This window comes from Flavobacterium sp. HSC-61S13, assembly GCF_024171535.1.
Lineage (GTDB): Bacteria > Bacteroidota > Bacteroidia > Flavobacteriales > Flavobacteriaceae > Flavobacterium.
On record NZ_JALJZV010000014.1, the window covers coordinates 12,633 to 36,514 of the forward strand.

Consider the following 23,882-nt stretch of genomic DNA (forward strand, 5'->3'; position numbering starts at 1 on the left):
ATGAATAACGAATTAGAAATAAGAACGAATTGGACCAAGGAAGAGGTGCAAGCCATCTATGAACAACCGTTGATGGAATTGACTTATCAGGCTGCAACAGTGCATAGACAATGGCATAAATCAACAGAGATTCAAGTTTGTACGTTGCTGTCTGTGAAGACAGGAGGTTGTCCGGAAGATTGTTCGTATTGCGGGCAAGCAGCACGATATCACACGGATATAAAGGTACAAGCCTTATTGCCAACAGCAGAAGTGATTGCACATGCGCAACAGGCAAAAGATGCGGGATCTTCGCGTTTTTGTATGGCAGCAGCTTGGAGGGAAGTAAGGAATAATCGCGATTTTGATCGTATCATCGATATGGTTAAAGGGGTCAATGAATTGGGATTAGAAGTGTGTTGTACCTTGGGGATGTTGACAGAAGATCAGGCTAAGCGTTTGCAAGATGCTGGTCTACATGCCTATAATCACAATTTGGATTCTTCTGAGAATTATTATGAAGAAATCATCAGTACTCGAAAATTTGACGATCGATTGAATACGATTAATAATGTCCGTAAAGCGGGAATTACGGTATGTTCAGGTGGTATTATCGGTTTGGGAGAAACCCATCAAGACCGTATGTCTATGTTACTAACGCTAGCTACACTGCCGCAACATCCAGAATCGGTGCCGGTTAATGCTTTAGCTCGTGTAGCGGGAACACCCTTGGAAAACCAACCAAAAATTCAAACTTGGGATATGGTACGTATGATTGCTACGGCGCGAATATTAATGCCTAAAGCTATGGTAAGATTGAGTGCGGGTCGTGTAGAAATGACGGAAGAAGAGCAGGGATGGTGTTTTATGGCCGGAGCCAATTCGATATTTTCTGGCGACCGTGAAACCTTATTAGTGACGCCCAACCCAGGTATAACCGAAGATAAAAAAATGTTTGCTAATCTCGGTTTGCATCCGATGTCAAAAGAAACGGTATCACTGGTATGAAAAGTTTAAAAGAGCGTGATCAGGCGGTTAATTGGCATCCCTATACTCAAATGAAAACCGCGGCTGCGGCTATAGGTATTGTAAGAGGTGAGGGTGTTTTTTTATACGATGAAGATGGTAAGCGATATATCGATGCGGTTTCTTCGTGGTGGGTAACACTTCACGGACATGCTCATCCTTATATTGCACAACGGGTTTCAGAACAATTAAATACTTTGGAACAAGTGATTTTTGCGGGTTTTACACACGAGCCAGCCATTCAACTTTCTGAAAATTTACTGGCTATATTACCAGAAAATCAGAAAAGGGTGTTTTACTCAGATAACGGATCTACCGCTATAGAAGTCGCTTTAAAAATGTGCCTTCAATATTGGAATAATAAGGGGCAGAGCAGAAGGAAAATCCTGGCATTTAAAGATGCTTACCACGGAGATACCTTTGGTGCGATGTCGGTAAGTGGGCGTAGCGTATGGACGAACCCCTTTGAAGAACAACTATTTGATGTAGTATTTATAGATGCTCCTACGACTGCAAATCTGAAGGAGATACAACAGCAGATTGATGTTATTGCAAATGAGGTGGGATGTTTTATTTATGAACCCTTAGTCCAAGGATCAGCTGGGATGTTGATGCACGATGCTGAATCATTAAGTGCTTTGATGGATTATTGCCGTCAACGCGATATACTCTTGATTCAAGATGAAGTTTTTACTGGTTTTGGTCGAACAGGTAAATTGTTCGCAGTGGATTATTTAACGGCAGTGCCTGACTTAATGTGTTTTTCTAAAGGACTAACGGGAGGAACATTACCGATGGGGATCACCACGTGTACAGCAGTGATTTATCAAGCATTTTATTCTGACGATCAGCATAAAGCACTTTTTCACGGCCATTCATTTACGGCAAATCCCTTGGCATGTAGTGCAGCCTTGGCAAGCTTAGAATTGTTGTTGTTACCTACCACTCAAGCTGCTATTGAACGCATTACTCAAAAGCATCGGGTTTTCGCCAAATCCATTGCCATGCATCCTAAAGTAGAAGGCGTACGACAACTGGGAACCATCTTGGCACTAAATTGGAAAACCGAACATCTCGGATCGTATTTTAGTGAGATACGAGGAAAGTTGTATGATTTTTTTCTAAACAACGGAGTACTGTTGCGCCCTTTGGGTAACGTCCTGTATATACTTCCTCCATATTGTATTGAAGATGCGGAATTGGATGAGATTTATAGACTTATTCTACAGGCATTGGAGGAATTGTAATGTTGGGCGATCACATAGGGAATTTTAAAAATCTATGGCATCATTTCGAGATGATGATTGTGATCAAGGAGTGGTATAAATTGCTTAAATTTGTCGAGTTTTAAAAATTATACCATGCATATACAAGACGTGATTATTCAAAACTTAGACGGTTTAATAAAAGCACAATCGAGTAAATCAGAACTCAAAATAGAAGATTTAGTTGCTATTGGTGCTTATGTAGGAGCAGGTGTTTTACGCGGACGTTATCAAGTAGTGAAAGAGGTAAAAGAGGAAGAGATTCAGGGTGTTTTTGGAATAATAGGTAATTTTTATCGCGATAGTTTTGGAGATGCCTTTGATCAGGAAGATTTTGTGGCTTTAAAATCTAAAGCGATGGAATTACTTCAACAACCTACTTTTGATTCAGATCTGCAGGAATTTGTAGCTGAAATTACCAAAAAATAAGCGTAATAGATAACTTTACAGCAAGTTGGCAAGGAGGATTTTATACTTCTTTGCCAGCAATGCTAGCTCCGCCATCAACTCCTAAGACTTGGCCTGTAATAAAAGCCGCATCGTCAGAAAGGAAAAAACACACTGCGGCTGCTACCTCATGGGGTTGCCCAATTCTCTTCATCGGCACGGAACTAATCGTTTGTTTTTCAGCTTGGCTGCCTACAGGTCTTGAAGTGCGAAACAATAGCGTTTCTATGGGGCCAGGTGCCACAGCATTGGATGTAATACCATGTTTTGCAAACTCTAATGCCCAAGTTTTGGTACATCCAATAAGCGCACTTTTTGCTGCGGAGTAAGCGGTTCGGTTGACATTCCCATGTATAGCTCTACTACAAATATTAACAATACGACCCTGTCCGAGTTGTTTCATAAACGGAATAAAAAACTGAGTCACTTGTATAGATGAGCGGACATTTAAGGTCCAAACGCTTTGCAAACTTTCAAAATCGAGTTCTTCGAGGCATTGAGGTAGCGAGACTCCCACATTATTGACTACACCATAGATTTGATATTGCTCACTGATGTCCTTTAATACTATAGCAGTTTTATCAAAATCCATCAAATCACAAGAAAATAACGCACCTGGAAAATCAATCCCTGATGTATTTCGGGCCAACCCAATCGGAAAAAAATCTAAAGAGGCTAGTTTTTTAGCTATTGCTAAACCAATTCCCCTGCTTGCTCCAGTAATAAGTATTGCCCTTTTTTGCATAAGCTTCTAAATTTGGTCCATACTCCAATGAAAAACATCACTCATAAAAAAGTTTTAAATAAGTGTGGAATAGCTGTTTATTTCTTCAGATGGCAGATTAAAATTAAATATTTTTTTTTCAATATAAGGATTTTATTTAATAAAAAAATATAAAATTGGAGGTGTTTTGTTCTAAAATTGTCTTTTTAGTTAATATTTTAATTAGTTTTTATTCAATAAAATATTCTCATGAATTGGGATTTAATATGGTTAGCAGCCGGTGAAATGGGCTGTTAATTGCTGGACCTAATTGATAAACTGTTGTCTAAAGTTGTAGGGTTGACCTAATATGCTTTAATTTGGAAATTCTATAATAAAGATTAAAGACAATGAATTTTTTAAAATACCATTTACCTTTTAATACGGCTGCTCGTTTGTTGCGTCAATCGTTTTTTGTTTCGATTATACTGCTTTACTCAACGGTTTCGCTATCGCAAAAAAAACCAATTGATCACAGTGTTTATGACGCTTGGCAAAGCATAGGTGTCAAATTATGGTCCGCGGATGGGAAGACGGCGATCTATCAGGTGTCCCCTCAAGAGGGTGATAAACTCCTGTATATGAAAAGGAGTGATTCGCCATTAAAGCATCAACTACCAAGAGGAGAGAATCCGGTTTTTACCTACGATTCGAAATTTGCTGTGGCTTTGATTAAACCTTTTTACAAGGATATTCGGGAGGCTAAAATCAAAAAGAAAAAAGAAGAAGAGACTCCTAAAGATTCGTTGGCGATCATCAATACTTCCAGTTTTTCAATCACAAAGGTTGCTTTGGTAAAATCATTTAAGGTTCCTGAAAAAGGCGGTTCAAAACTGGCTTATCAATTACATAAAGCCGTTGCTTTAAAGGTAGTGGATAGCTTAAAAACAGATTCGTTGCAAAAAAAGAAAGCCGTTGCTACTGAACCAGCCAAAAAGAAAGACAAACAGGCTGAACCGCTTCCATTGGTTTTGATGGATTTGGTAAGCGGAAAACAGTTGGTTTTTGAAAACGTTGTGGAATATGAGTTTAGTAAAAACGGTAAGAAATTGGTTTTTGCAACCCAAGAACCGACTAAAAAGGAAGTTAAGAAAGACGAAAAAGACCTAAGTATAGCGGAAGAATCCAAAAAGACCACTTATGGGGTTTATCTGATCGACACCGATACGAATGTCCAAACTACTTTATTGGAAGGAAATGGTGAATTTAATCAGTTTGCTTTTGATGAATTGGGTAATCGAGTTGCATTCATTGGGACTCTGGATGAAAAGAAAAAGGAAATCAAGTCCTATCAGTTATACAGTAGTTTTAAAGCGGAGCAAGCTCAAATCTTGGCTAGTAGTCAAACTTTAGGAATGCCCGATAAATGGGCTGTTTCAGAGCATAGAAAACCCCTTTTTAGCCGTAATGGTAAAAAGGTTTTTTTCGGAATAGCGCCGGTTAAAATCGCCAAAGACACTACATTAATTGTCGAGGATCACGCTATAGTAGATGTTTGGCATTATAAAGACGATTATTTGCAAACCATCCAACTTAAAAACTTGGATAAAGAATTAAAGAGGTCCTATTTAGCGGTGATCCAATTAGATCAACCAAAAACTTTAGTACCCTTGTCAGATGCACAATTGCAGGAGGTTGTATTAGTTGATGAAGGTAATGCGGACTATGTTTTGGGGTATTCTGATATTAAGGGCCGTTTAGCAACGCAGTGGACGGGTTTTGCACCAAGAGATTATTACGAAATCAATACGAGTAACGGGCGTTCAAATTTAATCGTAGCGAACTTAAATGGATACGCATACAGTTCGCCTCTGGGAAAATACATCGTTTATTTTAATCGAGAGGGAGGAAATTGGTTTAGTTACCATGTTGGGTCCAAAAAACAGGTGGCCCTTAATAAAAATCTAGATGTTGCTTTTGCCGATGAGGATTTTGATATGCCCGACTTACCAAACGCCTATGGTATTGCAGCGTGGACAGATCATGATGAGACGGTGTTGATCAAAGATCGTTATGACATTTGGGAGTTTTCTTTGAATGGAAGTAAAGCAGCACATCAGATTACTAAAGGTTACGGACGCACCAACAAAATCCGATTTGATATCGAAAAATTAGATACTGATGTTCGGAGTCTTTCTCGAAAAGCGCCCCTTTTATTAGGTGCTTTTAACGAAGTATCTAAAGATGCTGGTTTTTTTACAACTACAGTTCTGGCTAAAAAAGATCCTGAGTTATTGCGAATGGAAGCGATGTTTAGTAACAATGCTGTTGTTAAGGCAAAGCATGCACAGCAATATATGTATGTTAAGGAATCGTTTACACAAGCACCGCGTATTTATACCACTACAGATTTTAAATCAGACGAGCTTTTGCAGGCTACTAATCCACAACAAGCTAACTACAATTGGGGTACGGCATCGTTGATCCATTGGACTACTGATACCGGTAAAAATGCTACGGGTATTTTGTATAAACCGGAAGATTTTGACGAAGCAAAATCCTATCCAATGATTGTTTATTTCTATGAGAAGTTAACCGATAATCTGTATCGTTATGAAGCGCCTGCACCAACACCGTCGCGTTTGAATATCTCTTATTTTGTCAGTAATGGTTATTTGGTATTTACACCTGATATCAGTTATGAAAAGGGATATCCAGGAAGATCTGCTGAGGAGTATATCAACTCTGGCGTTGATTTTTTAAAGCAAAACAGCTGGGTTGATTCCAAAAAAATTGGAATACAAGGGCAGAGTTGGGGTGGATATCAAGTTGCGCATCTGATTACCAGAACCAATAGATATGCGGCAGCGTGGTCTGGAGCTCCGGTAGTGAACATGACGTCAGCCTATGGCGGTATACGTTGGGCAACTGGAATGAATCGACAATTTCAATATGAAAAAACACAGAGTAGAATAGGCGCGAACTTGTGGGAAGCACACGAGTTATATATTGAAAACTCACCGCTTTTCTTTATGGATCGTGTTGAAACACCAGTGGTGATTATGCATAATGACAACGATGGCGCTGTGCCTTGGTATCAGGGAATCGAAATGTTTACCGCGTTAAGACGTTTGGAAAAGCCGGTCTGGATGCTGAATTACAATGGAGATGAGCACAATTTAATGCAACGCCAAAATCGAAAAGATATACAAATACGTGAACAACAATTTTTTGACCATTATCTAAAAGGAGCTCCGATACCCGTATGGATGGATACTGGGATTCCTGCGGTTTTAAAAGGTAAAACTTGGGGATTTGATTTGGTGAAATAATGTAAAAAAAGGCTAACCGTCAACGGTTAGCCTTTTTTTATTATTGTAAATGGTGACCTATTATCATTTATTCGATGTTTAATTACTCGTATAAAACGGTACCGTATGTTCATAAAAATAAGTACTGATATCCGCACCTTTTTCCAATTGCATAAAGTCTACAAATTGATCGGCATTCATAAACGGTTGAGAAGCAAGAGCTGCTTGATCTGTGATTCGTTTCATGTCTTTTGTAGCGCATTCCAGTGCAAAAATATAATGCGGAGGGTCTCCGACTGCGGGATTGTATATCCAGCCGATGTGCGCTGCTTTTACTTCGGGTTGAGTAGTAAACAATTCGATCAAACAGTCGACCAATTCCGTTGGATAAATACTCGGCTGACCAATTTGCACGGCCATGGTCTGTTTGGTTTTTGCAATATTAGCTTGTTTATTAAACATAGAGCCACTGAGCATTTCGGATATTTCCAGAGGGATAAGTTCTTTATAGATCGCTGAAAATGGATTCACCACTACGGCAGAGCTCTGTGCCATTTTTAAAAATTCCCTTCCGTTTATCGGTACTGGCGTCACCTCATTTCGGATAGATTCCTGTTCAAAAATCTTAGTAACCTCAGTAAATACAGGGATGACTTGATTGGGGAAAACAACAATGGGACGTTTTTTTAGATCTGATGTCGAACCAATTTCCTTTCCATTGGATTCTTTTTGAGTTAATACATAGACGTTCTCTTCGAGAAAACGACGGTAGAACTGTTCCCGATATGTTGCGTCATTACCTGCTTTTTCAAGGATTTCGGATAAAGTTGTTTTTTTCAAATCTTAGTTTTTAAGGGGGGTATAAATTTGATTTATTTAAGTAAGGAGTTCAAATTTAAACCAAAAAAAATTCTTTATACCACTATAATTGTTAATATTTAGATTTTATACTGGAATGCAGTCAGTGAATAATATGTTTTTTTATTGATGAAGTATCGCAGTAAACACATTTAAACCGATATAAAATATTGATACATTATCAAGATCGATTCGTTTGATTATTTCTTAGAGAAACCATACTTTTTTGTATTATTGAAAGGTGAATTCGCAAATTCTGTTTGGTACTGCCCAAGCCTTTTTTTTGACGAATTAATTTTTAAATAGTTACTAATTCTAGAAGATGGAAATTAAAGTTCATAGCGTAAAAGGGACCAATATAGCCGAATTAATCTCCAATGAAATTTTAATCGATACTAGCGCTGAGGGTAATGCGTTATTGGCTGATTTGTATTATCAAGATTTCGATAAAATAATTCTGCACCTTAAAAATATCGGAGTTGATTTTTTTGATTTAAGCAATGGAATTGCTGGAGCTGTATTGCAAACAAGTTCCAATTTTCGGCTTAGATTGGTTTTTGTTGGTCAGCCTGCGATGTTCGAAAAACAGAGCCTGATTGATTTTATTAGGGAAAGCAATAGAGGAAGGCAGATTAACTTCTTGCCAACGGTGGAGGCTGCTTTGGAAGCCTTATCAAATTAGTTGTGATGAAAAGGGGAGCTGTATCTTTTTTTTGGTGTATATTTATTATTAATAGCTCGGGTATTTAACCTTATTACTAACCCATTAATAACCGCTTATGGATTTACATTCGGGTTTGCCCTTTTGGATAGCAAAAAATGCTTTGTACGATTATTTCAATCCGTTAAAGCGCGACATACAAGTTGAAATAGCCATCATAGGTTCTGGTATAACTGGAGCTTTAGTTGCTAATGAATTGTGTGATCGCGGTATATCGTGTACGGTATTTGATCGCCGGACAGCTTCTACGGGTAGTACTATAGCGAGTACCGCTCAGTTGCAATATGAGATTGATGTTCCGCTCAGCCAATTGATCAAGGACATTGGTCAAGAAAAAGCGGTTGCTGCTTATAAAGCTAGTTTGCAGTCGATCACAGATTTGGAGCAAACATTTGAAAAGGTTGGTATAAACCCTGATTTTAAGAGGGTTCCGACTTTATTTTTAGCCGATAGTAGAAAGGGTTTTCAATTGATAAAAGAAGAATTTACCGCTCGTGAAAAATACGGTTTACCCGTCCGTTTTGTCGATAAGAAGGAACTGAAGAAAGAGTTTAATATCGATGGCCGAGGTGCTCTTTACAACGATACTTCTGCGCAAATGGATTCATATAAAGCGGCAACACAACTGTTGGAGTATAGAAGAAAAAAGAAACAACTCGAATTGTACACGCATACTGAGATTATAGATTTTAAGAAGCGGGAAAGCGGTTATGATTTAATTAGTAGTGAGGGACATTTTATAAGGTGTAAATATGTCATTATAGCGGCGGGTTTCGAAGCGGGCCGTTTTCTACCCAAGCCACTGATGAAACTCGAATCCACTTATGCAGTTATTTCACAACCGGTTGAAGAGACTAAACTCTGGCAAGAACGTTGTCTGATCTGGAATACGGCAAATCCATATTTCTATATGAGGACTACCAAGGACAACAGAATCATCATCGGTGGGGAAGATGTTCCTTTTAAAGATCCTATAAAAAGAGATAAATTAATCAGAAGTAAAAAGGATCAATTAATCAAACAGTTTAACAAGCTCTTTCCCGAGATAGATTTTGTAGCAGATATGACGTGGTGTGGTACTTTTAGCAGTACCAAGGACGGTTTGCCTTTGATCGGACCTTATCCTAAAAATGATCGAATGTTATTTGCTTTGGGGTATGGGGGTAACGGGATAACGTTCAGTATGATAGCCGCACAAATGTTAGTGAATTGTATTGAAGAAAAAGAGGATAAAAGGATAAATTTATTTGAATTATCTAGGTTAATGTAAAAAATAGTTGTATATTTAGTATATAAAATTGCAATGAACTAGAAAACAAAATCATTAAAAGCTCCTAAGTCTATTTACTAAGGAGCTTTTTTTGTTGGAGTAATTGGGTTATTTGTAATAAGAAAAATCTTCACCATTTGCGATTGTCAAAACGCTGTGATAAATCAGTTGTATCACATTTTCGACATCATTTTTGTGAATCATTTCTACCGTGGTATGCATATAGCGTAAAGGTAATGATATCAAGGCCGTAGCTACACCGCCGTTACTATAAGCAAAAGCATCTGTATCGGTTCCGGTCACTCTCGACGATGCCAAACGTTGAAAGGGAATGTTTTCTGCTTCCGCTGTTTGGATGATTAAATCTCTTAAGTTGTTTTGTACTGGAGGAGCATAAGTAATTACGGGGCCGCGTCCGATTTTGATCTCTCCTTCAATCTTTTTGTCGATCATCGGAGTTGTCGAATCGTGGCATACGTCAGTGACTATGGCAACATTGGGTTTGATTGTTTGCGTAATCATTTCTGCGCCTCTTAATCCTACTTCTTCTTGTACCGCATTGGTTATATACAATCCGAAGGGAAGTGTCTTAGCGTTTTCCTTTAATAAACGCGCAACTTCTGCTATCATAAAACCTCCTACGCGATTGTCCAAAGCTCTACAGATAAATTTATTCTCATTTAATATGCTGAAGGTGTCGGGGTAGGTGATTACACAACCTACATGTACACCTAAGGCTTCCACTTCTGCTTTGGTATCACAACCACAATCGATAAAGATATTGTCTGTTGTTGGTGTTTCCTCTTTTGCTCTATTGCGGGTGTGAATGGCAGGCCATCCAAAAACTCCAGCAACAATACCGTTTTTAGTATGAATGTTTACCCGTTTTGACGGTGCAATTTGATGGTCACTACCGCCGTTGCGAATGACATAGATAAAACCGTCTTCTGAAATATAATTGACATACCACGAAATCTCGTCAGCATGTCCTTCGATAACTACTTTATAGGAAGCCTCTGGATTGATTACACCAACGGCATTTCCATAGGTGTCTGTTATAAAGGTATCAACATAGGGTTTTAAATAATCCATCCATAGTTTCTGACCCGAACTCTCATAGCCTGTAGGGGATGCATTATTCAAATATTGCTCAAGAAATTCGAGCGATTTCTCATTTAATATGCTTTGATGACTCATCTTAATTTTTTTTGCTAAAATACTTAATACAGCGGATACAAATCGAAATAATTGTATATTTTTGGAGATAATTAACACCCATGGAAAAAGCGCTTTATCTTTTGATTTCCCTTTCCTTTGCACTTGGTGTACAGGCACAAGTGGAGCTCAAACCCGTTCCTCAGATACCCGATCCACCTGTCGCGATCCAGAGTGAACAGGATTCTATTGCCGAATTTTATACCATGCCCGAAATCTTCATTGGAGTCAATGAAAAGGAGGAAAAGTATTTGCGCGAAATGAGTATTTTGCGAAATAGAATTCTACGTGTATATCCCTATGCCAAAGCAACGGCGGAAAATTTGACGATTCTAAATGCCAATTTAGAAAAGATGCAAACGCGTAGACAAAAAAACCAGTATATCAGCCGATCTCAAAAATATTTGGAGACCGAATTTAAAGAGCGTTTAAAAAAATTATCTCGAAAAGACGGTCGGATTTTAATCAAACTCATTCATCGACAAACGGGGAATACCACCTTTAGTTTGATCAAGGAGTTTAAAAGCGGATGGTCGGCATTTTGGTCGAATAATACTGCTCGTTTATTTGATTTAAACCTAAAGTCAGAATACCATCCCGATACGGACTTGGAAGATTTTTACATAGAAACCCAATTGAATTACCTCTTTTACAATTACCGATTATCTTATCAACAGGCAACGCCACCGATAGATTTTAACGCACTAAAAAAAAAATGGGAGGCTGAAATCGGAAACTCAGACGCTTATCCTGCGGAGTTGAAAGAATAGCTTTTTTAAATCGAAGAGGTTTTATTCTTCGTAAAAAATAGATTATATTTGCCTTAATATTATTTCTATGGAACAATTCATCGTATCAGCTCGTAAATACAGACCTCAAACCTTTAAAGATGTTGTGGGGCAACAAGCTATTACGAATACTTTGGTTAATGCCATAGAAAATAATCACTTGGCACAAGCCTTGCTTTTTACAGGGCCACGTGGAGTCGGTAAAACTACTTGTGCGCGTATACTCGCCAGAAATATCAATCAAGAGGGTTATGATGATCCGGAAGAGGATTTTGCATTTAATGTATTTGAATTGGATGCCGCTTCAAATAACTCTGTAGACGATATTCGAAATTTGATCGACCAAGTGCGTATACCGCCACAAACCGGTAAATACAAAGTGTATATCATCGATGAGGTTCACATGCTTTCTTCGGCGGCTTTTAATGCTTTTTTAAAAACCCTAGAGGAGCCACCACGTCATGCTATTTTTATTTTGGCAACTACGGAAAAGCACAAAATTATTCCTACGATTCTATCGCGTTGTCAGATTTTTGACTTTAAGAGAATTACCATATCGGATGCTAAAAATCATTTGGCAGAGGTAGCAACCAGCCAAAACATTACTTTCGAAGACGATGCTTTACACATCATAGCTCAAAAGGCAGATGGTGCGATGCGTGATGCTTTGTCTATTTTTGATAGAGTAGTATCGTATTGTGGAAACCATTTGACGCGTCAAGCCGTTGCGGAAAACTTAAATGTTTTGGATTTTGAATATTATATTCGAATCACCGATATGATTTTACAAAATGATATACCCAATTTATTATTAGCTTTTGACGATATACTCGCAAAGGGTTTTGATGGACATCATTTTGTTGCAGGTATGGCTTCACATTTTAGAGATTTGATGGTTTGTAAAACTCCGGCTACTTTGAGTTTACTAGAAATCGGAGAACATGGAAAACAATTGTTTGGAGAACAGTCACAGAAAACATCTATGGCTTTTTTGCTTCAGGGAATTGAAATTGCCAACAATTGTGATCTTAAATACAAAACCAGCCAAAATCAACGATTATTAGTTGAGTTGTGTCTGATGCAATTGGCATCTATCACCTTTGAAGGCGAAAAAAAAAAAGTAAGTACTACATAATTCCACCACATTTTTTAAAAGGCGCTAAAGGAATTTCTGTTGATTCTCCTGTGACAGCTCCTACAACAACATCAAGCTCTGAAAAAAGTCCAGAGGTTGTTGAACCAGTTGTAGCAGTGGACGAAAAATCAATCGAAGTCCAAGCCGTAGTTGAGGAAGTAAAAGCCCCAGTACTGACTAAAAAGGTATCGGCCATGTCCTTGTCGAGTATTCGTTCTAAAAAAGAATTGGCAGCTTCGTTGCAGAAGAAAGTCATCAACCTAGAAGATTTACCTAAAGACCCGTTTACGATGGATGAGATGATGGAGCACTGGAATTATTATTCCAATCGCTTAAGTCAGTCTGGTTTAATGTTGATGTGTTCTTTGATGGGAATGTGTCAGCCCAAATTAGAAGGCGTACTGGTTCATATTGAATTGCCGAATGAGGGTTCCAAGCTAAGTTTTGATGAAAATAAATACGAGTTGGTTAATTTTTTGAGAAAGAGATTAAATAACTATGATTTGGAGATCCATATTTTTGTTAATGAGCAGATTACCATAAAACGCGCATTTACTCCTGAAGACAAGTACAAACATTTGAACCAAATCAATCCCGCTTTGGAAATGTTGGTTCGCACGTTTGAACTCGATATTACTAAAATGTAAATCTTGCGGAAGTATACTCCCGTTTTTAATGTTTAAACCTAATTTTTAGCTTAAATTTTTATTGTTTTTCAAAACCTTCTCGGCGATTTTGATTCGCAGCTTGGTTGTCGCGTATGGATAAGTCCAACAAGACTTTGGCGGCATTATCTTCATCATTGCCCAATTGACCTGCAACAAAAATTCCCTTTTTCGTGTTGTCTTTGGTTTGGATTCCATATACGGTTGATTCATCGTCTGGATTACTGAAACCCTCATAACGATAAAGATGAACAATTTGGAAGTTGTCGGGATTCTGTATAATTAGGTCTTCTTCAATATTATAATCAATATCAAAACCTTTCTTTTTTAATTCTTCTATCGCGATACTGGCCGAAGCATAGTGAAACATCTTTTCCATAATAATTTGTTTTTTTAATGGGGTTCTTAGTAAATCTACAAAAAAATAGCAGTATATGCCTGTTAAGTGAGCGTTAAATGATTTTATCTATTCGTAAAACTATTATGAGTGGAGTAAAGATTTTACTTTGTACCTTTGCATTATAAAGAACGACAGTTATGATAAATATTGGTGTAGATAATACTTTAAGAATCGCAAGAACGACTAAAGTAGGTTTGTTTTTGACCGATGGAGAGAATGATATATTATTGCCGAATAAATACGTGCCTGATGAATATGAAATAGACGATGAAGTCGTTGTTTTTGTTTATTTAGATCACGAAGAAAGACCCGTTGCTACGACTTTAGAACCTTTTATATACCTCAATGAGTTTGCTTTATTGAAAGTAAACTATATGAATGAGTTCGGAGCATATATGGATATCGGATTGGAAAAGGATTTGTTTGTTCCTTTTAAAGAACAAGCGCGTCCTATGCAAGACGGTAATCGCTATATCATCTATATGTATTTGGATGAAAAAACAAATCGTTTGGTTGGATCCAGTCGCTTAAATCAGTTTTTGGATTTGGAGGAAGTGACTCTTGAAACAGGAGAAGAGGTAGATTTGATCGTTTCGCATATCACCGATTTGGGAATTAATGTGATTATCAATGAAAAGTTTAAAGGTCTGATCTATAAAAACGAATTGTTTGAAGATTTAAGAACCGGAGATCGAATCATTGGATATATTAAAAATGTTCGTCCGGATGGAAAAATTGATGTATCTCGTACCAAACTCGGTTTTGATGGAGTGGTTAGTAGTGCGGATATGATTTTGGAAGAATTGCGAGCCAATAGTGGCTTTTTGGGACTTAGCGACTCCAGTCATCCAGAAGATATTAAAACAGTCTTAAACATGAGTAAAAAGACTTTTAAGAAGGCTATTGGTACACTTTACAAAGAAAAAAAGATAGAGATTAAAGAAGACGGGATTTACCTCATCGAGGAAGAAGACGTTTCGTTCGAATAAAGCAATAAAAGCTTATTATATGAAAACTCCCATTTTGGGAGTTTTTTTTGTAACTTGTAGTAAAATTTATTTGAGTTGGTATGTCTTAAATAAGTTCGTTATGATATATTTTTCAGATTATGAAAGCAAACTTTTCACAGCATCCGTCAACGCATCCGTCTATAGATGAAATGTTGCATTTCCCTATACGAGATAAGCGATTCCCCGTTTTATTTATCGGACATGGATCACCTATGAATGCGATAGAAGACAATGAGTTTACAGCTTATTGGAATAGGTTAGGGCGCATCTTAGATAAGCCTGAAGCGGTTTTGGTTGTATCTGCTCATTGGTTAACCAGAGGTACTACTAAGGTTACAGCCATGACTGCACCAAAGACGATTCACGATTTCGGCGGTTTTCCGGAAGCTTTATATGAAGTACAGTATCCAGCTCTCGGAAGCCCAGAATTAGCCATAGAGACTCAAAAAATTATTAAGGGCACCGCTATTGAATTGGACCATGATTGGGGTTTGGATCACGGGGCATGGAGTGTTGTTAAACATATTTATCCAGAAGCTGATATTCCCATAATACAATTGAGTATTGATTATGGAAAACCCGCAGCATATCATTATAAACTCGCAGGAGAATTGATGGAGTTAAGACGGCGGGGTGTATTGATTATCGGAAGTGGTAATATGGTTCACAATTTAAGAATCATGGATTGGCGCCATCTCAATAGCGATAACTATGGCTTTGATTGGGCAAAAGAAAGCAATGAATTGTTTAAGGCAAAGATACTTTCAAAATCCCACAATGATTTAATCAATTACCAACAGTTAGGAGCTGCAGTACAGCTTGCTATTCCAACGCCAGATCATTATTTTCCGTTGATTTATGTACTTGCCTTACAGTTGGCCAATGAAGAAGTGGAAATCTTTAATGATAAGTATGTAGCGGGATCTTTAAGTATGACTTCGCTGAAAATCGGATGATTTCTATTTAATAATATAGGAAACGACCCTATAAAAACAAAAAACGCCTTTACTAGTAAAGGCGTTTTTTGTTTTTTAATTTTCTAAGTTTCCGACGGAATAGTCACCAAAGTGGTGCGCCAAATCAATGGTTTTATACGTCAGCTTGGAGTATTTGTTTGACAACAAAATAATCGATACGGTATCTTGTTGTAAGCGAATATAAGAAGAAGTATTACCGCGCCACCAACCGTTGTGGAAGGTGTAGTTTTTACCGTTGTTCATTTCGATTAAACGCATACCCAATCCGTAGTTGTTTTTTCCCTTTCTTTCGTAACTATAACCCTTGTACATTTGATCTTTTAGATCTTTATTCAAAAACACATCGGAATACATAGCCTTATCGAGTTTTAAAAGGTCTCTCGGTGTAGTGTATATGTTTTTATCACCATAGGTACCGTCGAGGTAATCAAAGCGCATCAATCGGTAGTTACCATCATAAGATTGGCAGACCTCATCTTTTTTGTTGATATCATCAAACACAAAGGTATGGGTCATTTCCAAAGGATCTAAAATCAAATCTTTAAGTGCCTTCTTATACGGTTTACCACTGATTTTCTCAACGATTAACGCTAACAATACGTAATTGGTATTGGAATAGGTGAATTTGCTATTGGGTTTGAAATCCAAAGCTACTTTTCCACTACTAATAATATCTAAAACATCTTGATTCGTAATGGTTTGTGTAGTGTTCCAAATGTTTTTTTCTGCGGTAAAATATCCGTAATATTTTAACCCACTTCTATGGTTCAGCAACATGCGAATCGTAGTCTGTGGATAAGGAAATGAAGGCAATACGCTAACTACACTTTGATCTAAGTCCAATAAGCCGTCATTAACCAAACGTAAAGTAGCTATAGAAGTGACCACTTTACCCACGGAAGCTACATGCATAGGCGTGTTTTGACCAATCATTTCATTTTTAGCACGGTTGGAGTAACCCGAATATTCTTCAAAGAGAATTTTTCCGTTTTTAGCGACTAAGAAACCACCTGAATAATCGTTTTTGTTGATGTTTTTATGATAAAATTCTTCTACTATATGGTTTTGTTTTAAGATGTATTCTGGATCCAATTCATTAAACTGAACCTCATAAGGGTTTTCGGTAATGTGGAGTTCCGAATCAGCCGGAATCCGCTCAGCTAAATCCTTGTTTTTATTACAAGATGCTAAGATTAGGGTTGCAGCTAATAAGCTACTATATATGTATTTCATTATTTACTAGGTCTAAAAAACAAATATAGACAAATTAATGAATTGAGAAATCAAAAAAAAAAATTAAAATTTATTAATCTAAAATGCGGTATAAAATGTTTTTTAATAGGAATTTATAAGTTTTATGCTTGAAAATTAATGAATAATCCATTCATAATCAGTAATGTAAAATATATTAAGGAACCTTATTTTATTTATGTAATTGAGAAATAAAAAAATAAATTTAACTATTCCGCATTTTTCTTTGATGAGCCTCCAAAAGAGTAAATCAAATAAAACAACGACGGCAAAATAAATACACTCCCTATCAATAGAGCCCAAGCCAACGTATCTATGGTTTTCTCGGATCCCATATCATCTACTAACGAAAGCGAGGATCCGTTTTTAAATAAAATAATTTCCGGATAGTGATTATGTGTGGCCGCTACGAGTATCATGATGATCTGAAAACCAGCTAATATTCTTAAAGTAATGACTTTTTTATATTTAAAAGCAAAAAAGGTAAAGATCAAAGAGATACTGGCTAAGGATAAAGAAATTCTTCCTATAAAGGTTTGTAATACCCAGTTTAACAACGGAATAGCCGATAGGTGGGCTGTGATAAAAACAATCAAGCCACTAGTTACTATAGCGATCATAGCCCGTTTGGATTTTTTGATAAAATAACGTTGCTCACTGTCATTTTTCGACTTTCCTACTATAAATATTGCCGCTAAATAACTACAAATACAGACAGTAAAAATACCTACACTAAGCCCAAAGGGATTGAGCCAGCTCCATAAATAAGCTTGTAGGAAATCAGGTGCCTCGGTATCCATTGTTCTCGATACCGTTGCAGCAGCAATCATACCTAGAAAAAAAGGTGTTAATAAACTGCTGATGACATAGATTTTAGAATAGATTTTTTGCCATTGATCATCGATGGCGTCATAATGCCTAAAAGAGAATGCAGTACCGCGCGCAATAATCCCCAATAACATCAGTACTAATGGTATGTGTAAGTAAACAGATAGGGTAGTATATATTTTGGGAAAACCAACAAATAAGATAACTATAGCGATGATTAACCACATATGATTGGCTTCCCATATCGGTCCTATGGCTCGATACATAGTGGAACTGACTTCTTTTTCTCTTTTTTTATTAGAAAATAATTCTAAGATACCGGCACCAAAATCCGCTCCACCCAATAGGAGATACAGGCATATAGACGCCCATAAAAAGAGTATAACTACATACAACATCATAATATCGCTTTTTTAGATTGAAATTGAGGATCCGTACAGTCGTAAAGAATACCTACCATTTTAATTTGACGATGTAATAGAAAAATAACAATTACAGCTAGTGAGACAAACACGGCACTAAACAGAATAAAGGAATAATGAATACCGGGCATTGGTGTCAAGGCGTCTTTAGTACGCATGATATTGTAAATAATCCACGGCTGGCGACCTACTTCTGTTACGGTCCAACCAGCCTCTAAGGCAATATACCCAAAGGGAAGACTGACGACAAACAACTTGTATAACCAAGGTTTTTCTTTCCAATTCTTTTTATAAGTGAGCGAAAGAAAATACAACAAGGCCACGAGAACTAAAAACATACCCAAAGCGATCATCAATTGAAATGCATAATGAGTAATGGCAACGGGAGGATGATTCTCCTTTGGAAATTGGTCTAGACCGATTACGGGTTCACTGAAATTTCCATGAACTAAAAAACTCAAGCCTCCGGGGATTTTAAGGGCATAATCCACTTGTTGCGTCTGTTCGTTTGGAATACCACCTATGATAAAAGGAGCACTTCCATCCGTCTTAAAATGAGCTTCCATAGCAGCTAGTTTTGCCGGTTGTCGCTTTGCTACACTTTTAGCAGAGATATCACCACTGAGCGGTTGAAGTAATGCAAATATACAAGCAGTTATCGCCGCTATTTTAAAACACTCCTGATGAAAGCGAATATTTTTAGCTTTTAGGATCATCCACGCATGTACTCCAGCTACAGCAAAACCCGTAGCAACAAAGGCCGCAATGGTCATGTGTAATGCCTGAGAAAACCAAGCATCATTAAACATCGCTTTGACCGGGTCAATATTGGAAAACACACCGTTGTGATAATCAAATCCACTGGGGCTATTCATCCATGCATTAGCGGCTACAACTAAAATACCAGAAGCCAGTCCACTTATTCCAACAACTAAACCCGTAGCCCAGTGAAACCATTTGTTAAAACGATCCCACCCATAGAGATAAAAACCCAAGGCAATAGCTTCTATAAAAAAGGCTGTACCCTCCAGAGAAAATGGCATGCCAAATATAGGCCCTGCATGCTCCATAAAGCTTGGCCAGAGCAGACCCAATTCAAAAGATAGCATGGTGCCAGAAACGGCACCCGTAGCGAATAATATAGCTACGCCTTTACTCCATGCTTGGGTAATTCCCTTATATAAGGGGTCGTCTGTTTTTAAGTATTTGTAATGAGAGATTGCCATGAAAAAAGGCATAACCATGCCGACACAAGCAAAGATGATATGAAAACCTAGGGAGAGTGCCATTTGCGATCTGGCAGCAAGAAAGTCATCCATAATAAAGAAATTTAGAGCAAGGAATTCCGTTTTCGATTGATTCAAAAATCTTATTAAAGGTAGTTGTTTAAAACGGTTTACACTTATAATAAAGAGTCCTATTATTGTGCAATTCAGACATTTTTACTTGGCTTTTATGTCCGCTGATGGGACGAGATAAAAAAATCCCAAAGTAAGCCATAAACCTTCTTTGGGATCTTATACAGATTCTCAGCTATGCGCATTCGGTTTTGAATTTTTTTTAAAGTATATTCACAAAGCGATTAGGATTTTAACAACATATCTTGTCATCAGTACTGTTTGCAACAGCTGTTTTTCTGTTTTCTAATAGCTGCCGAACACCCATCATGGTTAAAGCGAGTGTACCAAATAGTATGCTGATTAACGGTGTGTATTGAACGCCCTTATAAACGATCATCCAGCCTCCCAAGGTGGTACCGAGAAATACTCCAAGATTGCCAAATGAGGTTGCTAGGCTATTGGCGAATTCCAAATTACCCGACGAAACCGATATCATATAGGAAGAAGCATTCAAGAAACAGGGAGCATAAAGAAATCCCCAAATGATAATCACTGCCAGCGTAGCCCAAAAATTAGTACCAGCGATATATAGTAATATCGGAACGAGAATGGTACCTGAAAGATAAAAAGCCGTGGTTCTCGGAACACTTCTATTGAGCATTTTACCCGCTACACGCATCGATAATACCCCTACAACGCCAAATAATAAAAGCATCAAACTCATCATGGTATTATCCATGTTTTTAGCTTTGGTTAAATATTCTGCGAAATAGCTATAAGTCGAGAACCAAGCCGTTACCATAAAGAAATTCATAGCAGTACTGAGGAGGAATAAAGGTTTTTTTAAAAGGATCAATTGACTGCCATAAGATTTTCTCTGCGTAACCGGCATGGGAGGGAGTACAAAATAGATACCTAGCCAAGCCAGTATACTCACTGCGGTCTGAATCATAAACGATACTTCCCAAGTCCAAAGCGTCGCTAAAAAAGTAGCCAGAGGAACGGTGGTTACCATTGCTATGGCGACTCCGCTAAAAACAATACCCATTAATTCATTTTCCCGACTTTTATCAGCTTGAGCTACAGCTACTGATAGAGCAGTGGCAATATAAACGGGTTGTAGAAAAGCGGGAAGTATTCGTACCAACATCAACAACCAGAAAGGTGGAGATAGGGACGAAATCACACCAGTAATAACAAAGATAGAAATGGCTAATAACATCATGGTTCTTTTGTCGAAGCGCGACATCAGTAGGGTCATTACTGGACCTGTTAAGGCAATTATCAGCGCGAAAGCACTGAGCAAATAACCCGCGACATCAATGCTGATGCTGTAATGAGTAGCGATCTGCGGTAATATTCCAATAACGCCAAATTCGGTGGTAATTACTCCGATAAATCCGAGACAACCAATGTATGCATATTTTTTCATGTCAAATATATTTTTAAAAGCACAAAATTATTTGAAATGACTTATTTTTGTATGGTATACAACCCAATGTATGGTACTAACATTTTTGTAAGTAATGGCAATAAGAAAAGAAAATTCGACCAATAAGTTTAATGAAGAGGCAATTGTAAATTATTGCGATTCCATTTACTCCATCTGTAAAATAGGGGGGCGATGGAAAATGATGATTTTGTGTGAACTCAAAACGGGTAAACTGCGTTTTGGAGAACTGAAAAAATGCATACCGCAGATCACTGAGCGGATGTTGACTTTGCAATTGCGAGAATTGGAAAAAGATCTACTGGTAAAACGTACAGTGTATGCTGAAGTACCGCCCCGTGTAGATTATGAATTAACAGAGATCACCACTAAACTGATACCGATATGGGATATGCTTGATGTTTGGGGAGCAGAACATCGTTCCTTAGTGCGTCAGCAACCGGCTTTATAATAGTGAAGTATCAAGATTTACAGGGAATAAAAAACAAAGTAAAAAACAAAAGAATATCCCTTTTTTAACTCAGCATTGCGTCGAAAATGGTGTTTTAATTGATACGCCTGTATTCATTCGGTGAAAGACCAACCTTTTGCTTAAACAAACGACTAAAGTGCTGAGGATATTTAAATCCCAGCTTATAAGCGATTTCGCTAATGGAGTAATCCATATTAAAGAGTCGTTCTTTAGCGACATCCATTATAATCGTGTGAATGTATTCCTGAGCAGTGATAGCGCTTTCTTTTTTGATTAAATCCCCAAAATAGTTTGCCGATAAATTTAAGGCCTCAGCACAGTAAGCAACAGTAGGTAAACCGATATTTTGGGGTTTATCTGTGGAGAAATATGTATGGAGAATTTGCTCGAATTTTTCTATAATCCCTTTGTGATCGTGATCTCTAGTAATAAATTGACGATCGTAAAAGCGGGTGCAGTAGTTTAGAAATAACTCCAAGTTAGATACCATCAAGGTTTTACTGTGCTTATCAATGGATTGTTGCATCTCTTGATGAATTTTTAGGATACTATCGGTAAGCAGTTGTTTTTCGCTATCCGATAAGTGAAGGGCCTCGTGTACATCATAGGAAAAGAAAGAGTAGTCTTGAATGTGTTTGCCCAAGGAAGTTCCCTTGATTAAATCGGGGTGAAAAAGTAAAGCCCAGCCCTTGGCTTCGGGGATTTGCAAGTTGGGTTGCACACTAACAATTTGACCTGGAGCGGTAAATACGAGTGTTCCCTCTTGAAAGTCATATTTATTGCGGCCGTATTTGATTTCACCGCATATCAGCTCTTTGAGATAAATAGCGTAAAAACCAAAATTAAATGTATGAGAGGGCATGGCAGCTAACTGCGATAAGTCCATTACGGAGATCAACGGATGCAAGGTTTTAATGCCGCGTAACTTGTTGTACTGATCTATCGTTTCAATTTTTATAATTTCGCTCATATACTCAATCATTTGATCTTACAAATTTAAGCATAAGTGCGTTGTTTTTACTTCATCTTCTTTCCAATCCGTAAAACTGGTATATAAAGCAGTAATCTGTATAAGCAACACCTTAATTTTAGTGCGGAAATTTGTACTACAAATAAAAAGCGTAGTCAATAAGTCGTAAATTTATAGAAGTAAATTTGCCGATGACCACAATTTGATGAAATTTAATAATCGCAATATATTCAATATTATATGGAAACATTTAAAGTAAAAGCCTACGGTACAGTAGCGCCAGATGCAGATTTAAAACAGATGGAAATTCAACGTCGTCAAGTATTAGCAGACGATGTGGAAATCGATATTCTCTACTGTGGTGTCTGTCATTCAGATTTACATACAGCCAGAAATGATTGGGGCGGTACGAAGTATCCCGCAGTTCCCGGTCACGAAATTGTAGGAAAAGTAACGGCAGTTGGTTCGAAGGTAACCAAATTTAAAGTGGGCGACTTTGCCGCTATCGGTTGTATGGTCGATTGTAGTTGTCCAAATTGTAAAGAGGAACAATATTGCACTAGTGGTTTCACAGGTACTTATAACAGTGCCGATGTGCATTTAGGTACTCAAACTTATGGCGGTTATTCTGAAAAGATAGTAGCTAAAGAGAGTTTTGTATTAAAAGTCCCGGCTAATTTAGATTTGGCTGCGGTGGCTCCGTTATTGTGTGCTGGTATCACAACTTGGTCGCCGTTACGTCATTGGAACGTTACAAAAGGTAGTAAAGTTGCTGTAGTGGGCTTAGGAGGTTTAGGACATATGGCTATTAAATTGGCTAAAGGATTGGGGGCAGAGGTGACCTTGTTTTCACGCACTCCAGGAAAAACCAAAGATGCATTAAAATTAGGTGCCGATCATGTGGTGATTTCTACAGATGACGAACAGATGAAAGCCGTAGCGAATAGCTTTGATTTTATCATCGATACCGTTCCTTATGTGCACGACGTAAATCCTTATGTGACTACTTTGAAAACCAGCAGTACTTTGGTATTGGTTGGATTTTTAGGAGAGTTATCACCAGCGCTAAATACCGTACCTTTAGTTTTAGGTAGAAAAGCCGTTGCGGGTTCCTTGATTGGCGGTATTGAAGAAACACAGGAAATGTTAGATTTCTGTGGTAAACACAACATCGTATCCGATATTGAATTGATCGAAATGCACAATATAAACGCTGCCTACGAACGCATGCTGAATAGCGATGTGAAATATCGATTTGTGGTTGATATGGCTTCTTTTAAATCGTGATTCGTTACTCGAGAATCGTGATTCGTTATCAATAAAAAAAGGCCTTCCAAAATACTATTTGGTTGGCCTTTTTTGATTTTTTAAATTTCGAA

At 37.7% G+C, this 23,882-nt stretch carries 23 protein-coding genes; 13 read left to right on the forward strand and 10 right to left on the reverse strand.

Annotated elements, in window-relative coordinates; genetic code table 11:
- The 3 genes from bioB (at position 1) to L1275_RS12680 (ending at position 2,699) form a co-directional block, all read left to right on the forward strand.
- Positions 1-987, forward strand: coding sequence for a biotin synthase BioB (gene bioB / locus L1275_RS12670; RefSeq protein ID WP_253473868.1), 987 nt, complete (start codon positions 1-3; stop codon positions 985-987).
- The gene (gene bioA, locus L1275_RS12675) at positions 984-2,252 is read left to right on the forward strand and encodes an adenosylmethionine--8-amino-7-oxononanoate transaminase (protein WP_253473871.1); all 1,269 of its coding nucleotides are present in this window, start codon (positions 984-986) and stop codon (positions 2,250-2,252) included. The genes bioB and bioA overlap by 4 nt, the downstream gene beginning before the upstream one ends.
- Before the next feature lie 114 nt (positions 2,253-2,366).
- Complete coding sequence (locus tag L1275_RS12680) at positions 2,367-2,699, forward strand: hypothetical protein (RefSeq protein ID WP_253473874.1); 333 nt, start codon at positions 2,367-2,369, stop codon at positions 2,697-2,699.
- 40 nt (positions 2,700-2,739) lie between these two features.
- On the opposite strand, the gene L1275_RS12685 is transcribed toward L1275_RS12680, so the two are convergent.
- Complete coding sequence (locus L1275_RS12685; protein WP_253473877.1) at positions 2,740-3,462, reverse strand: SDR family oxidoreductase; 723 nt, start codon at positions 3,460-3,462, stop codon at positions 2,740-2,742.
- 368 nt (positions 3,463-3,830) lie between these two features.
- On the opposite strand from L1275_RS12685, the gene L1275_RS12690 reads away from it, so the two are divergent.
- Positions 3,831-6,752, forward strand: a complete 2,922-nt coding sequence (locus L1275_RS12690) for a S9 family peptidase (protein ID WP_253473880.1) — start codon at positions 3,831-3,833, stop codon at positions 6,750-6,752.
- Between the two features lie 78 nt (positions 6,753-6,830).
- On the opposite strand, the gene L1275_RS12695 is transcribed toward L1275_RS12690, so the two are convergent.
- Complete coding sequence (locus tag L1275_RS12695) at positions 6,831-7,571, reverse strand: enhanced serine sensitivity protein SseB (protein ID WP_253473884.1); 741 nt, start codon at positions 7,569-7,571, stop codon at positions 6,831-6,833.
- 340 nt (positions 7,572-7,911) lie between these two features.
- On the opposite strand from L1275_RS12695, the gene L1275_RS12700 reads away from it, so the two are divergent.
- The gene (locus L1275_RS12700) at positions 7,912-8,271 is read left to right on the forward strand and encodes a DUF4180 domain-containing protein (protein WP_253473887.1); all 360 of its coding nucleotides are present in this window, start codon (positions 7,912-7,914) and stop codon (positions 8,269-8,271) included.
- A 97-nt stretch (positions 8,272-8,368) separates the two neighbouring features.
- Positions 8,369-9,580 (forward strand): FAD-binding oxidoreductase, encoded by a 1,212-nt coding sequence (locus L1275_RS12705; RefSeq protein ID WP_253473890.1) that lies wholly within the window; start codon positions 8,369-8,371, stop codon positions 9,578-9,580.
- A 108-nt stretch (positions 9,581-9,688) separates the two neighbouring features.
- Here L1275_RS12705 and L1275_RS12710 read toward each other — a convergent pair whose 3' ends face one another.
- Positions 9,689-10,777 (reverse strand): M42 family metallopeptidase, encoded by a 1,089-nt coding sequence (locus L1275_RS12710; protein WP_253473893.1) that lies wholly within the window; start codon positions 10,775-10,777, stop codon positions 9,689-9,691.
- Positions 10,778-10,857: 80 nt separating this feature from the next.
- Between L1275_RS12710 and L1275_RS12715 the strand changes: the two genes are divergently transcribed.
- Both L1275_RS12715 and dnaX read left to right on the forward strand, forming a co-directional pair.
- Entirely contained in the window at positions 10,858-11,565 is a 708-nt protein-coding gene (locus L1275_RS12715; protein ID WP_253473896.1) for a DUF4294 domain-containing protein, read from the forward strand.
- 67 nt (positions 11,566-11,632) lie between these two features.
- Complete coding sequence (gene dnaX, locus L1275_RS12720) at positions 11,633-12,718, forward strand: DNA polymerase III subunit gamma/tau (RefSeq protein ID WP_253473898.1); 1,086 nt, start codon at positions 11,633-11,635, stop codon at positions 12,716-12,718.
- On the opposite strand, the gene L1275_RS12725 is transcribed toward dnaX, so the two are convergent.
- Positions 12,711-12,914: a hypothetical protein gene (locus L1275_RS12725; protein WP_253473901.1), complete on the reverse strand. Its 204-nt coding sequence runs from the start codon at positions 12,912-12,914 to the stop codon at positions 12,711-12,713. The genes dnaX and L1275_RS12725 overlap by 8 nt on opposite strands.
- On the opposite strand from L1275_RS12725, the gene L1275_RS12730 reads away from it, so the two are divergent.
- Positions 12,913-13,365 carry a DNA polymerase III gene (locus L1275_RS12730; RefSeq protein ID WP_253473904.1) on the forward strand — a complete coding sequence of 151 codons (453 nt, stop codon included), beginning with the start codon at positions 12,913-12,915 and terminating at the stop codon, positions 13,363-13,365. The genes L1275_RS12725 and L1275_RS12730 overlap by 2 nt on opposite strands.
- 58 nt (positions 13,366-13,423) lie before the next feature.
- On the opposite strand, the gene L1275_RS12735 is transcribed toward L1275_RS12730, so the two are convergent.
- Positions 13,424-13,762, reverse strand: coding sequence for a hypothetical protein (locus tag L1275_RS12735; protein ID WP_253473907.1), 339 nt, complete (start codon positions 13,760-13,762; stop codon positions 13,424-13,426).
- Positions 13,763-13,920: 158 nt separating this feature from the next.
- Between L1275_RS12735 and L1275_RS12740 the strand changes: the two genes are divergently transcribed.
- Positions 13,921-14,772 carry a S1 RNA-binding domain-containing protein gene (locus tag L1275_RS12740; protein ID WP_253473910.1) on the forward strand — a complete coding sequence of 284 codons (852 nt, stop codon included), beginning with the start codon at positions 13,921-13,923 and terminating at the stop codon, positions 14,770-14,772.
- A 119-nt stretch (positions 14,773-14,891) separates the two neighbouring features.
- Complete coding sequence (gene ygiD / locus L1275_RS12745; RefSeq protein WP_371923478.1) at positions 14,892-15,749, forward strand: 4,5-DOPA dioxygenase extradiol; 858 nt, start codon at positions 14,892-14,894, stop codon at positions 15,747-15,749.
- A gap of 75 nt (positions 15,750-15,824) precedes the next feature.
- Here the strand turns inward: ygiD and L1275_RS12750 are convergent, their stop codons facing one another.
- The 4 genes from L1275_RS12750 to L1275_RS12765 form a co-directional block, all read right to left on the reverse strand.
- Positions 15,825-17,003, reverse strand: a complete 1,179-nt coding sequence (locus L1275_RS12750) for a serine hydrolase (RefSeq protein WP_253473913.1) — start codon at positions 17,001-17,003, stop codon at positions 15,825-15,827.
- 227 nt (positions 17,004-17,230) lie between these two features.
- Positions 17,231-18,250 carry a cytochrome d ubiquinol oxidase subunit II gene (locus L1275_RS12755; RefSeq protein ID WP_253473916.1) on the reverse strand — a complete coding sequence of 340 codons (1,020 nt, stop codon included), beginning with the start codon at positions 18,248-18,250 and terminating at the stop codon, positions 17,231-17,233.
- A complete protein-coding gene (locus L1275_RS12760) occupies positions 18,247-19,590 on the reverse strand; it encodes a cytochrome ubiquinol oxidase subunit I (protein WP_253473919.1) in 1,344 nt (447 codons plus the stop codon). Before L1275_RS12760 ends, L1275_RS12755 begins: the two co-directional genes overlap by 4 nt.
- Positions 19,591-19,861: 271 nt before the next feature.
- Entirely contained in the window at positions 19,862-21,043 is a 1,182-nt protein-coding gene (locus tag L1275_RS12765) for an MFS transporter (protein WP_253473922.1), read from the reverse strand.
- 94 nt (positions 21,044-21,137) lie between these two features.
- On the opposite strand from L1275_RS12765, the gene L1275_RS12770 reads away from it, so the two are divergent.
- Complete coding sequence (locus L1275_RS12770; protein WP_253473925.1) at positions 21,138-21,512, forward strand: helix-turn-helix domain-containing protein; 375 nt, start codon at positions 21,138-21,140, stop codon at positions 21,510-21,512.
- 94 nt (positions 21,513-21,606) lie between these two features.
- Here L1275_RS12770 and L1275_RS12775 read toward each other — a convergent pair whose 3' ends face one another.
- Entirely contained in the window at positions 21,607-22,503 is an 897-nt protein-coding gene (locus L1275_RS12775; protein ID WP_253473928.1) for an AraC family transcriptional regulator, read from the reverse strand.
- A gap of 240 nt (positions 22,504-22,743) precedes the next feature.
- Here L1275_RS12775 and L1275_RS12780 point away from each other — a divergent pair, with 240 nt between their 5' ends.
- Positions 22,744-23,790: an NAD(P)-dependent alcohol dehydrogenase gene (locus L1275_RS12780; RefSeq protein WP_305882340.1), complete on the forward strand. Its 1,047-nt coding sequence runs from the start codon at positions 22,744-22,746 to the stop codon at positions 23,788-23,790.
- The last annotated feature ends 92 nt before the right edge of the window (positions 23,791-23,882 follow it).

What these genes read in the sequence shown, in the direction of transcription:
- L1275_RS12740 (WP_253473910.1), top strand. Translation starts at nt 13,921, where the DNA reads ATGATAAATATTGGTGTAGATAATACTTTAAGAATCGCAAGAACGACT.
- L1275_RS12780 (WP_305882340.1), top strand. Translation starts at nt 22,744, where the DNA reads ATGGAAACATTTAAAGTAAAAGCCTACGGTACAGTAGCGCCAGATGCA.
- L1275_RS12705 (WP_253473890.1), top strand. Translation starts at nt 8,369, where the DNA reads ATGGATTTACATTCGGGTTTGCCCTTTTGGATAGCAAAAAATGCTTTG.
- L1275_RS12775 (WP_253473928.1), bottom strand. Translation starts at nt 22,503, where the DNA reads ATGAGCGAAATTATAAAAATTGAAACGATAGATCAGTACAACAAGTTA.
- ygiD (WP_371923478.1), top strand. Translation starts at nt 14,892, where the DNA reads ATGAAAGCAAACTTTTCACAGCATCCGTCAACGCATCCGTCTATAGAT.
- L1275_RS12700 (WP_253473887.1), top strand. Translation starts at nt 7,912, where the DNA reads ATGGAAATTAAAGTTCATAGCGTAAAAGGGACCAATATAGCCGAATTA.
- L1275_RS12760 (WP_253473919.1), bottom strand. Translation starts at nt 19,590, where the DNA reads ATGGATGACTTTCTTGCTGCCAGATCGCAAATGGCACTCTCCCTAGGT.
- L1275_RS12725 (WP_253473901.1), bottom strand. Translation starts at nt 12,914, where the DNA reads ATGGCCGATACCTTTTTAGTCAGTACTGGGGCTTTTACTTCCTCAACT.
- L1275_RS12735 (WP_253473907.1), bottom strand. Translation starts at nt 13,762, where the DNA reads ATGGAAAAGATGTTTCACTATGCTTCGGCCAGTATCGCGATAGAAGAA.
- L1275_RS12770 (WP_253473925.1), top strand. Translation starts at nt 21,138, where the DNA reads ATGGCAATAAGAAAAGAAAATTCGACCAATAAGTTTAATGAAGAGGCA.
- L1275_RS12690 (WP_253473880.1), top strand. Translation starts at nt 3,831, where the DNA reads ATGAATTTTTTAAAATACCATTTACCTTTTAATACGGCTGCTCGTTTG.
- L1275_RS12755 (WP_253473916.1), bottom strand. Translation starts at nt 18,250, where the DNA reads ATGATGTTGTATGTAGTTATACTCTTTTTATGGGCGTCTATATGCCTG.
- L1275_RS12685 (WP_253473877.1), bottom strand. Translation starts at nt 3,462, where the DNA reads ATGCAAAAAAGGGCAATACTTATTACTGGAGCAAGCAGGGGAATTGGT.
- bioA (WP_253473871.1), top strand. Translation starts at nt 984, where the DNA reads ATGAAAAGTTTAAAAGAGCGTGATCAGGCGGTTAATTGGCATCCCTAT.
- L1275_RS12765 (WP_253473922.1), bottom strand. Translation starts at nt 21,043, where the DNA reads ATGAAAAAATATGCATACATTGGTTGTCTCGGATTTATCGGAGTAATT.
- dnaX (WP_253473898.1), top strand. Translation starts at nt 11,633, where the DNA reads ATGGAACAATTCATCGTATCAGCTCGTAAATACAGACCTCAAACCTTT.
- L1275_RS12750 (WP_253473913.1), bottom strand. Translation starts at nt 17,003, where the DNA reads ATGAAATACATATATAGTAGCTTATTAGCTGCAACCCTAATCTTAGCA.
- L1275_RS12715 (WP_253473896.1), top strand. Translation starts at nt 10,858, where the DNA reads ATGGAAAAAGCGCTTTATCTTTTGATTTCCCTTTCCTTTGCACTTGGT.
- L1275_RS12710 (WP_253473893.1), bottom strand. Translation starts at nt 10,777, where the DNA reads ATGAGTCATCAAAGCATATTAAATGAGAAATCGCTCGAATTTCTTGAG.
- L1275_RS12730 (WP_253473904.1), top strand. Translation starts at nt 12,913, where the DNA reads ATGTCCTTGTCGAGTATTCGTTCTAAAAAAGAATTGGCAGCTTCGTTG.
- L1275_RS12680 (WP_253473874.1), top strand. Translation starts at nt 2,367, where the DNA reads ATGCATATACAAGACGTGATTATTCAAAACTTAGACGGTTTAATAAAA.
- bioB (WP_253473868.1), top strand. Translation starts at nt 1, where the DNA reads ATGAATAACGAATTAGAAATAAGAACGAATTGGACCAAGGAAGAGGTG.